Origin of the sequence: Bradyrhizobium sp. ORS 86 (assembly GCF_045571475.1) — a bacterium.
Classification (GTDB): Bacteria; Pseudomonadota; Alphaproteobacteria; order Rhizobiales; family Xanthobacteraceae; genus Bradyrhizobium.
On the sequence record NZ_CP120699.1, the window covers coordinates 987,395 to 998,291 of the forward strand.

Annotated in this window: 9 protein-coding genes; 5 read left to right on the forward strand and 4 right to left on the reverse strand. The window is 66.4% G+C overall.

All coding sequences use genetic code 11. The features are described 5' to 3' along the window. Positions 1 to 86: 86 nt before the first annotated feature. Together P6U25_RS04490 and pdeM are read left to right on the forward strand one after the other, a co-directional pair. Positions 87 to 2,864: a ligase-associated DNA damage response DEXH box helicase gene (locus P6U25_RS04490; protein WP_407150267.1), complete on the forward strand. Its 2,778-nt coding sequence runs from the start codon at positions 87 to 89 to the stop codon at positions 2,862 to 2,864. A gap of 153 nt (positions 2,865 to 3,017) precedes the next feature. Further along, positions 3,018 to 3,689 (forward strand): ligase-associated DNA damage response endonuclease PdeM, encoded by a 672-nt coding sequence (pdeM, locus tag P6U25_RS04495; RefSeq protein WP_407150268.1) that lies wholly within the window; start codon positions 3,018 to 3,020, stop codon positions 3,687 to 3,689. A gap of 320 nt (positions 3,690 to 4,009) precedes the next feature. On the opposite strand, the gene P6U25_RS04500 is transcribed toward pdeM, so the two are convergent. Beyond that, complete coding sequence (locus P6U25_RS04500) at positions 4,010 to 4,873, reverse strand: LysR family transcriptional regulator (protein WP_407150269.1); 864 nt, start codon at positions 4,871 to 4,873, stop codon at positions 4,010 to 4,012. A gap of 96 nt (positions 4,874 to 4,969) precedes the next feature. On the opposite strand from P6U25_RS04500, the gene P6U25_RS04505 reads away from it, so the two are divergent. The 3 genes from P6U25_RS04505 to P6U25_RS04515 are packed head-to-tail and all read left to right on the forward strand — an operon-like array spanning position 4,970 to position 8,059. Beyond that, on the forward strand, positions 4,970 to 5,893 hold the full coding sequence (locus P6U25_RS04505) for a DMT family transporter (RefSeq protein WP_407150270.1): 924 nt from the start codon (positions 4,970 to 4,972) through the stop codon (positions 5,891 to 5,893). 1 nt (position 5,894) lies between these two features. Next, complete coding sequence (locus tag P6U25_RS04510) at positions 5,895 to 6,662, forward strand: MBL fold metallo-hydrolase (RefSeq protein ID WP_407150271.1); 768 nt, start codon at positions 5,895 to 5,897, stop codon at positions 6,660 to 6,662. A gap of 59 nt (positions 6,663 to 6,721) precedes the next feature. After that, positions 6,722 to 8,059, forward strand: a complete 1,338-nt coding sequence (locus P6U25_RS04515) for an NRAMP family divalent metal transporter (RefSeq protein WP_407150272.1) — start codon at positions 6,722 to 6,724, stop codon at positions 8,057 to 8,059. Here P6U25_RS04515 and P6U25_RS04520 read toward each other — a convergent pair. The 3 genes from P6U25_RS04520 to P6U25_RS04530 all read right to left on the reverse strand — a co-directional run bounded on the left by P6U25_RS04520 (position 8,056) and on the right by P6U25_RS04530 (position 10,856). After that, positions 8,056 to 8,814, reverse strand: coding sequence for a TIGR02186 family protein (locus P6U25_RS04520; protein ID WP_407152414.1), 759 nt, complete (start codon positions 8,812 to 8,814; stop codon positions 8,056 to 8,058). The two genes, P6U25_RS04515 and P6U25_RS04520, sit on opposite strands and share 4 nt — an antisense overlap. A gap of 20 nt (positions 8,815 to 8,834) precedes the next feature. Beyond that, on the reverse strand, positions 8,835 to 9,764 hold the full coding sequence (locus tag P6U25_RS04525) for a sulfite exporter TauE/SafE family protein (RefSeq protein ID WP_407150273.1): 930 nt from the start codon (positions 9,762 to 9,764) through the stop codon (positions 8,835 to 8,837). A 258-nt stretch (positions 9,765 to 10,022) separates the two neighbouring features. After that, positions 10,023 to 10,856, reverse strand: a complete 834-nt coding sequence (locus P6U25_RS04530) for a hypothetical protein (protein WP_407150274.1) — start codon at positions 10,854 to 10,856, stop codon at positions 10,023 to 10,025. Positions 10,857 to 10,897 lie beyond the last annotated feature (41 nt).

Sequence of the window (10,897 nt, forward strand, 5' to 3'; positions counted from 1 at the left end):
GCGAGGTAGACCGGTGGTCCCGTGCCACCTGCTGCCATCCAGCCCGCCCCTCGACGAAACCGCCTGAACCGCCTACCTCTTGGGGCGTGTCGTCGCTCGATCTCTTCTCCGCCACGCCGTCGGAAACGGCCGATCCGCTGCCGCGCCGGTTTCGCGACTGGTTCGCCGCTCGCGGCTGGTCGCCGCGCGAGCATCAGCTAGCGCTGTTGGCGAAAGCGCGCGAGCAGCGCTCGGCGCTGCTGATCGCGCCGACCGGCGCCGGCAAGACGCTGGCCGGATTCCTGCCGACGCTGGTGGAGTTGAGCGGAGAAGGACCTTATCGCGGTATCCCTGTTCACCTCCCCCTGAAAGGGGGAGGTCGGCGCGCTCCGGCGCGCGGCAGCGCGGCCGAGCGCGACGGGTGGGGGGCAGCCGCAGGCACGGAGCAAGCGGCTGACCCCCACCCCAGTCCTCCCCCTTTCAGGGGGAGGGGGACTGACGATCTCGCAAGCGGAGAGCGAATGTCCGCGGCAAGCGCTGCGGACGAGCAAAGAAAATCCTTCGTCTCCACCGGCCGCTCGGTCCGCCGCACCGGCGGGCTGCATACGCTCTATATCTCGCCGCTGAAAGCGCTGGCCGTCGACATCGCGCGCAACCTGGAAACGCCGGTGGCCGAGATGGAGCTGCCGATCAGGATCGAGACCCGCACCGGCGACACGCCGGTGTCGCGGCGGCAGCGGCAGCGGCGCTATCCGCCGGATATCCTGCTCACCACGCCGGAGCAGCTCGCGTTGCTGCTGGCCTCCGACGACGCGCCCTATCTGTTTTCCTCGCTGAGGCGCGTCGTGCTCGACGAGCTACATGCGCTGGTCACCTCCAAGCGCGGCGATCTGCTGGCGCTCGGGCTCGCACGGCTCTGGAAGATCGCGCCGGAGCTGCGCGCCATCGGGCTCTCGGCGACGGTCGCCGAGCCCGAGCAGCTCGCACGTGTCCTGGTGCCGCAGCCCGGCGGTGCAAGCGCATCGGCCGATGTCGTCATGGCCGGCGGCGCCGCGCCGCCGGTCGTCGAGATGCTCGACACCAGGGAGCGGCTGCCGTGGTCCGGCCACAGCGCGCGTCATGCGCTGCCCGAGGTCTACGAGCTGATCAAGCGCAACAAGACCACGCTGGTGTTCGTCAACACGCGCAGCCAGGCCGAGATGCTGTTCCAGGATCTCTGGCGCATGAACGACGATGGGCTCGCGATCGCGCTGCATCATGGCTCGCTCGACGTCGCGCAGCGCCGCAAGGTCGAGGACGCGATGGCCGCCGGCAAGTTGCGTGGCGTGGTCTGCACCTCCTCGCTCGATCTCGGCGTCGACTGGGGCGACGTCGACCTCGTCATCAACATCGGTGCACCGAAGGGCTCGTCGCGGCTGATGCAGCGGATCGGCCGCGCCAATCATCGCTTCGACGAGGCCTCGCGCGCCGTGCTGGTGCCAGCGAACCGCTTCGAGGTGCTGGAATGCTCTGTCGCGATCGACGCCATCGCGGAGAATGCACAGGACACGCCGCCGCTGCGCTCGGGTGCGCTCGATGTGCTGGCCCAGCACGTGCTCGGCTGCGCCTGCGGCGAGCCGTTCCTGTCGGACGAGCTTTACGAGGAGCTCAAAACCGCCGCGCCCTACGCAAATCTCGCGCGCGCGGATTTTGACGACGTCGTCGAGTTCGTCGCGACCGGCGGCTACGCGCTGAAGACCTATGAGCGCTTCGCTCGCATCAAGCAGGACAAGCAGGGCCGTTGGCGCGTCGCCAACCCCAAGGTGCGGCAGAGCTATCGCCTCAACGTCGGCACCATCGTCGAAGAAACCATGCTGAAGGTGCGGCTGGTGCGCTCGCGCGCCGGCGGTAGCGGCTCGACCGGTGCGATCGCGCGCGGCGGCCGCCTGCTGGGGCAGATCGAGGAGGTCTTCATCGAAGGCCTCGTGGTCGGCGACACCTTCGTGTTCGGCGGCGAGGTGGTGCGCTACGAAGCGCTGGTCGAGGACCAGGTCTATGTCTCGCGTGCCAACGACAAGGACGCCAAGGTGCCGTCCTACATGGGCGGCAAGTTCCCGCTCTCGACCTACCTTGCCGAGCGCGTCCGCAAATTGCTCGACAACAGCCGCGCCTGGAAGGCGTTGCCGGATCAGGTGCATGACTGGCTGTCGCTGCAACGGAAGTTCTCGCGCGTGCCGGCGGTGCGCGAGCTCCTGGTCGAAACCTTCCCGCGCGGCGGCAGCCACTATCTGGTGTGCTATCCCTTCGAGGGCCGGCTCGCGCATCAGACGCTCGGCATGCTCTTGACGCGTCGGCTGGAGCGTGCCCGCGCCCGCCCGCTCGGCTTCGTCGCCAATGAATATGCGCTGGCGGTGTGGGGCGTCGGCGATCTCTCTGCCATGATCAAGCAGGGCAGGCTCGATCTCAACGCGCTGTTCCATCCCGATATGCTCGGCGACGATCTCGAGGCCTGGCTGGAGGAATCGGCGCTGATGAAGCGCACCTTCCGCAATTGCGCCATCATCTCCGGCCTGATCGCGCGCCGCTTCACCGATGAGGAAAAATCCCGCCGCCAGGTGCTGTTCTCGACCGACCTGATCTACGACGTGTTGCGCAAGCACCAGGCCGACCATGTGCTGCTGCGTGCCGCGCGCGCCGATGCCGCCACAGGGCTGCTCGATCTTCGCCGCCTCGGCGACATGCTCTCGCGCATCCAGGGCCGGATCACCCACAAGGATCTCGATCACGTTTCTCCGCTTGCCGTCCCCGCGCTGCTGGAAATCGGCCGCGAGTCGGTCTATGGCGAAGCATCCGACGAACTCCTGGCTGAAGCGGCCGAGGAACTGGTGCGGGAGGCGATGACGTAACGCTGAAGCGCTTTCGGGCGAAGCGGATAGTGGTTCGCGTGAAGAAAGCGCGACGAAGCAAGAAGCATACGAGTATGATCCGATTCCATCGAATCATACTCTGGGGAACAGGACGTGACGGCGGGCGCGCAGGCTTCGGGAGACGGTGACGACATGCGCGTTTCGAGGGTCACGGTCGCGGACGTTGCTTTTGTCGCCGATTTCTCCGGCGCGCTGTTCTGGGAAGAGCAACGCCTGCTCGTCGTCTCCGACCTGCATCTGGAAAAGGGCTCGAGCTTCGCCGCGCGCGGCGTGCTGCTGCCGCCCTATGACACGGTGGCGACGTTGAGTCGGCTGGCTGCCGTGATCGCGCGTCACGACCCAAGCCAGGTGATCGCGCTCGGCGACAGCTTTCACGATCGCTGCGCGCATGAGCGGCTGTCGGAGGCCGATCGCGAGGCACTGTCTGCGCTGCAGGCGCGGCGCAACTGGATCTGGATCTCCGGCAATCACGATCCGGCGCTGCCCGCCGATCTCGGCGGCGTGGTCGCAACCGAGGTTGCGATCGGCCCGATCGTGTTCCGGCACGAGCCGACCGGTTCGAGCGGCGAGATCGCCGGCCATTTGCATCCCAAGGCCCGCGTGCCGACCCGTGGCCGCTCGATCGAGCGCCGCTGCTTTGCAAGCGACGGCGAGCGCGCGGTGATGCCGGCCTTTGGCGCCTACACCGGCGGCCTGAGCATCCGCGACGCTGCGTTTGCCAGGATATTCGGATCGCCAGGCTTCATGGCGCATGTGCTCGGCGACAACCGCGTGCACGCCTTCGCCGCCGCCCGATGTTATTGAAGCCGGGCAGCTCGGGCACCGTCGTCAATCCATTCTCCGTCGTGCCCGCGCGAGGGCTTCGCCTCTATCGCTGAAGGCGCATCGTCTCGAACGACGTAGCCACAGATGAAGCCTCACGGTTAGAGAAGCGTGTTCCATGCTGCTCACCATGAGGACTACGACTTGTAGGGTGAGGCGAGCACGCTTTTCCTCATCATCATCCGTCATCGCCCGCGAAGGCGGGCGATCCAGTACGCCGCGGCCCCTCGGCTCATGCACCGCCGTCTCTGGAATACTGGATCACCCGCATGCGCGGGTGATGACATCGAGAGCTTGGATGCCTACGCCGCCTTTGCCTGCACCGTGTCGCAATACTCGGCGAGCCGATCAGCGAGCCGCAATGTCGCGGGGCTGGCCTCGGGGGCGGCGACAAGGGCGACCTCGGTCCTGTCGATCGGCGCAAAGCCGTCTTTCGCCGTCAGCACGCGATGATCGGCCTGGATCGACATCTCCGACAGGATGCTCAGCCCCAGGCCAGCCGCGACTGCGGCCTGGATGCCGGCGAGGCTGGAGGAGGTGTAGGCCATGTGCCAGTTGCGGCCGGCGCTCTCCAGCGCATGGATGGCGCGGGCGCGATAGAGACAGCCCGAGGCGAAGCCGATCAACGGCACCGAGCCGATCGAAACGTCGCGCGGATGGCTCTTGCTGGTGACCCAGTGCACGCGCTCCGGCCACACCGCGATGCCGCCCTTCTCGTTGGCAGCGCGCTTGATCAGCGCGAGATCGAGATCGCCGCGCTCCAGATCGCGATACAGAAAGAGGCTCTGGCCGGTATGCACGTCGAGCCGCAGGTTCGGATGGCTGCGCGAGAAGGTCGCGAGCAATTTTGTCAGCCGATACGCCGCAAAATCCTCGGTGATGCCGATCCGGATCGCGCCTTCGCTGCCGGGACGCGACACCACGTCACGTGCCTCTTCGGCGAGCGCCAGCAGCCGCCGTGCATAGCTCAGCAGCCGTTCGCCGGCTTCGGTCGGGGTGACGTCCTTGCCGCTGCGGATCAGAAGCGGCTGGCCGACATCCTCCTCCAGCCGCTTGATCTGCTGGCTCACCGTCGATTGCGTGCGGTGGACGCGCTCGCCGGCGCGGGTGAAGCCGCCGGCATCGACCACCGAGACGAAACTGCGCAGCAACTCGAGGTCGAGCATCGCAGCCTCCATTTAGAAAACAACTGCACGATAGTTTATCATTTAATTTCCAAATATCAAGGCGCAGCACTAGATCATGGGCAAAGGAGACCTCCCATGTCAGTCGCCCCCGCCGCCGCGATGCCCCGCACCCGCTTCAACACGCTGCCGCTGCTGATCGCCCTGTTCTGCTTGCTCTGGAGCTTCGCCTTCGTGGCCGGCAAGATCGGCGTCACCGATTGCCCGCCGCTGATCCTGCTCGCCGCGCGTTTCTCGCTCGCCGGCGTCCTGATTCTCGTTATCTCCTGGCTGCGCAGCGACGCGTGGGACCTCAGTTGGCGCGATGTTGCCGTGTTCGCGGTACTCGGGGTCGCCAACAACGCGCTCTATCTCGGCCTCGGCTACACCGGGTTGAAGACGGTCTCTGCCGGTCTCGGCGCGCTGATCGTGTCGGCTAATCCGGTGTTCACCGCGGTCCTGGCGGCGCTGTTCCTCGGCGAGGCGCTGACCTGGCGCAAGGTCGCGGGCCTGCTGCTCGGCATTGCCGGCGTCGCCTTCATCGTCTGGCACCGCATGTCGGTTGGATCGGATAGTCCGCACGGCATCCTGTTCACCCTGGCTTCGCTCGCCTCGATCGTCGGCGGCACCATCCTGTTCAAGCTGCTGGCGCCCAAGGGCAGTCTGTGGATCGGCAACGGCATCCAGAACATCGCCGGCGGTCTTGCAGTGATGCCGTTTGCCTTCACCTTCGCCAGCGCCGGCGACATCGTGCCGAGCGCGCGGCTTGCCGGCGCCTTCGCCTTCCTCGTGCTCGGCGGATCGATCCTCGCTTATCTGCTCTGGTTTCATCTCCTGAAAGTGTGTGGCGCCACGGCCGCAAGCGCCTATCACTTCTTGATGCCGCCGCTCGGCATGCTGTTCGCATTCCTGGTGCTCGGCGAGCACGTCGAATTCCGCGATCTGCTCGGGATCGTTCCGGTGGCGCTCGGCATTTATCTGGTGACCCGCCCCGCGGCCGCGGCATCGTCCAAGAGGAGTTGACATGAGCATCACCATCACCCTGATCGGGGGACCGACGGCATTGATCGAGATCGACGGGTTCCGCCTGCTCACCGACCCGACCTTCGATGCGCCCGGCGACTATCAATTGCCGCATGTGAGGTTGGAGAAACTGACCGGTCCCGCGCTCGGCGCGCGCGACGTCGGCGAGATCGATGCGGTGCTGCTGAGCCACGACCAGCACTCCGACAATCTCGATCATTCCGGCCGCGACTTCCTGAAGCAGGCGAAGCGCGTGCTGACCACCGAGGCCGGCGCCAAGCGGCTCGGCGGCAACGCCGAAGGCTTTGCGCCGTGGGGCTCGACCGTGTTGAAGAAAGGCGATCGGTCACTGACCATCACCGCAACGCCGGCGCGGCACGGGCCGGCGGGAATCGAGCCGCTGTCCGGTGACGTGATCGGCTTCGTGGTGGAGCAGAGCGGGACGGGCAGCCGCCCGGTCTATGTCAGCGGCGACACCACCTGGTTCGACGGCGTCGCCGAGGTCGCGCGTCGCTTCAACTGCGGCGTGGTGCTGCCTTTCGCCGGCGCGGCGCAGACCCGCGGTCCGTTCCATCTCACCATGGATACCAATGACACGATCGAGACCGCGCGCGCCTTTGCGGATGCGGTGATCGTCCCGGTTCATACCGACGGCTGGGCGCACTTCCGGCAGAACGCCAACGATCTGCGCATGTCCTTCGACACGCTCGGCTTCGGCCGGCGCCTGCGCATCCTTGAGCCGGGCGAGGCCACCGTCATCGAGCCGTAGGTCTCATTGCTGGAACAATGGCGGCGCCGGGTTCGTTGTCGCAACGACTGGAACCGGACATGACGCGGCACAGGCAGACCTCGCGGAAACATCACCGCAAGTCCGGCGGCACGCCGGCCGCGAAGGCGAGGCAAGAGCCGTTCAGTCTCGGTCGCATCATGAAGGCGCTCGGCCCAGGCCTGATCACCGGCGCCTCCGACGACGATCCGTCGGGAATCGGCACCTACAGCCAGGCCGGCGCGCAGCTCGGCTACGGCATCGGCTGGACCATGCTGCTGACCTTTCCGCTGATGACGGCGATCCAGGAGATTTCCGCACGGGTCGGCCGCGTCACCGGGCACGGCATCTCGGGCAACGTTCGCCGGCACTATTCGCCCTGGCTCCTGGTGGTCGTGGTGACGCTGCTGTTCACCGCCAACACCATCAACATTGCTGCCGACCTCTCGGCCATGGCCGATGCAACCAAGCTGCTGGTCGGCGGCCCGGCCATCCTCTATGTCGTGCTGTTCGGCGTGACGTCGGTGGCCGCGCAGATCTTCGTGGACTACAAGCGTTATGTCGCGATCCTGAAATGGCTGACACTCAGCCTGTTCGCCTATGTCGCGGCGCTGGGCTTCGCCAAGGTGTCGTGGACCGCAGCGGTGGCCGGCGCGCTCGTGCCGCGCCTGACCTGGAGCTCCGACTACTTCACGACCATCGTCGCGATCCTCGGCACCACGATCTCGCCCTATCTGTTCTTCTGGCAGGCCTCGCAGGAGGTCGAGGAGCAGCGGCTCGATACCAGAAAGCATCCGTTGATTGCCCGGCACTACGGCGCGCGGCGGGAATTCTCCCGCATCCGCGCCGACACCATCACCGGGATGGCATTCTCCAACCTGATCGCGCTGTCGATCATCGTCACCGCCGCGGCATCACTGCATGCTGCCGGCAAGACCGACATCCAGACCTCGGCGCAAGCCGCTGAGGCGTTGCGTCCGATCGCCGGGCCGTTCGCCGAGGCGATCTTCGCAGCCGGCATCGTCGGCACCGGCCTGCTGGCGATCCCGGTGCTCGCAGGCGCCACCGCCCACGCCGTCGGCGAAGGGCTGCGCTTGACCGTGGGGCTCGGGCGCAAGCCGAAGCAGGCGATCGCGTTCTATTCCGTGCTGGTCCTGTCGGGCGGTCTCGGCATCGCGCTCAACTTCACGTCGATCGATCCGATCGCGGCACTCTATTGGAGCGCCGTCGTCAACGGCGTGCTTGCCGTTCCGGTGATGGTGCTGCTCATGGTCATGGTGCGCCGCCGAGATGTGATGGGCCTCTTCGTGATCCGCGGCCCGCTCTACTGGGTGGGCTGGCTGTCGACCGGGACGATGGCGCTCAGCGTGATCGGGATGGGGATCGCATACTTGCTCTAATCCTTGCGGAACACGATCGAGGCCATCCAGCCCGTCATCAGCGCCATGAACGCGGTGACGAGGCCGTAGGCGAAGCCGTTCTGGCGTGCGGTGGTGGCGACGAACTGCTCGAAGCCGATCTTGACGATCTCGAAGGCGGTCTCGGTCTTGGTCACCAGCGCGCCGTCGCTGAACAGCTTGATCTCGACATTGTAGATGCCGATCGGCACCTCCGCCGGCAGCGGAATGCCGGTGCGGAACAGGGTCGGCGTCAGGAACGTCACCGCCGATGTCGCCTCGCGATAGAGGCCATGCTCGGAGCGCAGCCGCACGAAGGCGCTGCGGAAGGCGTCGTTCGGCACCACGTCGCCATAGTCGGAGCCGACGCGCTGCATCAGAAGCACGTTGTTGAGCCCGAGCTGCTGACGCCGCTGCACCTCCGGAGATGCGATCGCGTCAAACGGGCGGTTGGAGAACAGCGCGAGATAGCCCGGCACCTGCAGGAACTGGCGGGAGTCGGTGTTGACCCAGATGCCGAACCGGCGCTCCTTGCGCCGCGTGACCATGTCGGCGCGCGGGCCGGAGACGGTGACGACGAGGTCGTAATTGCTGCGATCGGGCGGCGTACTGGCATCCTTCTCGACCGAGCCGAACAACACCAGCTCGCCGCCGGAATAATTCGGCGTCACGGTGACGCGGTGGTTGGAGACCGACACGATCAGCCGCTCGGCACGGGCCGGCACTGCCGTGAACGCGGCAGCGAAGAGACCCATCATCGCAAGCCGCGCGCACCATCTCATGGCGGAACTCCGCCGCTTTCGCGGATGCTGTAGAGGTCCTGGGGCCGGATCACCAGCTCGACCGCGAAGCGAATGCCGACCGCGAGCACCAGCAGGCCGAGCAACAGACGCAGATGCTCGCCGCGAATCTTCTGACCGGCGCGCGCGCCGAACTGCGCGCCGGTGACGCCGCCGACCATCAGGATCAGCGCCAGCACGGCATCGACCAGATGGTTGGTCATGGCGTGCAGCATGGTGGCGAACACCATCGTGACGAGGGTCAGCACCATGGAAGTGCCGATCACGGTCGAGGTCGGGACCCGCAGCAGGTAGATCATCAGCGGCACCAGGATGAAGCCGCCGCCGATGCCCATGATCGCGCCGATGAAGCCGATGACGAGGCCGACCACGATGATGGGAATGACGGAGAGGTAGATCTTGGAGCGCTTGAAGCGCAGCTTCAGCGGCAGGCCATGGATCCAGCCATGGCTGCCGGGCTTGCGCAGCGTGACCGCGCCGCCGCGGCGGGCGCGCAGCATCGCACGCAGGCCTTCCCAGAACATCAAGCCGCCGACCGTGGTCAGCAGGACAACATAGGACAGCGCGATCATCAGGTCGAGCTGTCCGAGCGAGCGCAGATAGGTGAAGGTCCACACCCCGAGCGCGGTGCCGAGCGTGCCCCCTATCAGCAGCACCGTCGCGAGCAGCGGATCGATCGCGCGTCTGCGCCAATAGGAGATCGCGCCAGAGAACGACGAGGCCGCAATGTGGCTCGCAACGGAGGCGACCGCGACCGCCGGTGCAATGCCGACGAAGATCAGCAGCGGCGTCATCAGGAAGCCGCCGCCGATGCCGAACATGCCGGAGACGAAGCCCACCGCCGCCCCCATCGCCAGGATGAGGAAGACATTGACCGGAATGTCGGCGATCGGGAGGTAGAGCTGCACGCGCGTCGCTTCTTCTCGGTACGCCGCAGGCAGCCGCAAGACTGCGCCACGGTGTGGTGTCCTGGTCGGGCATTCTCCGGCAGAGCAATCCGGTCGGCGCTGCGGCGCAGGCGGACGCGGGTCGAGTGCCGGGTCCTCCATAACCGAAATCGGCCGGAGGCGGGACTAAAGAATTGGCGTCCCGCGGCTTTTTTGCCGCAGGGGCCCTCCGGTCCTGCGGATATCGTCGATGATTTCGGATTAGTGGCAGAAGCCGGTTCAGCGCGGGTCGACCGGCGTGGTGACGAGGTTCATCGCGAGTGCTTGTTGCTGGCTCAGCCAGCGAATCTCTGCGGTTTGCGACATCGCCTCCACGATTGCAGAGGAGACGCCCATATCGGTCATGTAGCCAAGCACCATGCCTTGCATGCGCTGGGCTTCAGCGACGGGATTGTCGATCGGCTCCTTCCAGGTGAAGCGGTGGACACCAAGCATCGCACCCTTGATGCCGTAGCGGGGCTTGCCGCCCGCATAGACCAGCACGCAGGCACTCGCGCAGGAGGAGGCCCGTACCCGGCCGGACATGTCGGCCGTGCCTACGGCCGTGGCAAGCCCGCGCGCCCGAATGGTCTCACCCATGATGCCGGCCTGGTCCATCGAGCCGCCCTTCGACGATAGCAGCACGACATCGCCGTTCGACAGGTGAGCCTTGTCTAGCTGGTCGCGAAACCAGCCTGCACTGGCGGGGCCGATCCTGCCGCTGATCGCAAGTGCACGGCGACTCTGGCCCGATCCATCGATATCGATGGCAGGAATGACGGAAGCCGTCATGCTCGCTGAAACATAGGTCTCGCGCCAATAGTCCCAGGCGTCCGGTCGCGATAGGTCCCGATAGGCGCGAATGCCGATGCCCGACAACAGCAGCGCAAAGATCGTCACGGACCAGAACGAGGGCCTGAAGAGACCCTGCGAAGGGTGGCCGCCGACCCAGCGCCGCGAAGCCTCCGGCGGCGGTGCGCCGCCCTGCGGCGCCTGCGGCGGCATGACCCGGGGACCGGTTGGCGACGAGCGATACACTCCGGCTGCTCCGTCCTGGCAGTCATCGGCAGACAAACGCGATCCTCCCGGCGGCAAGCGCTGTTCGCGCGGCGCGT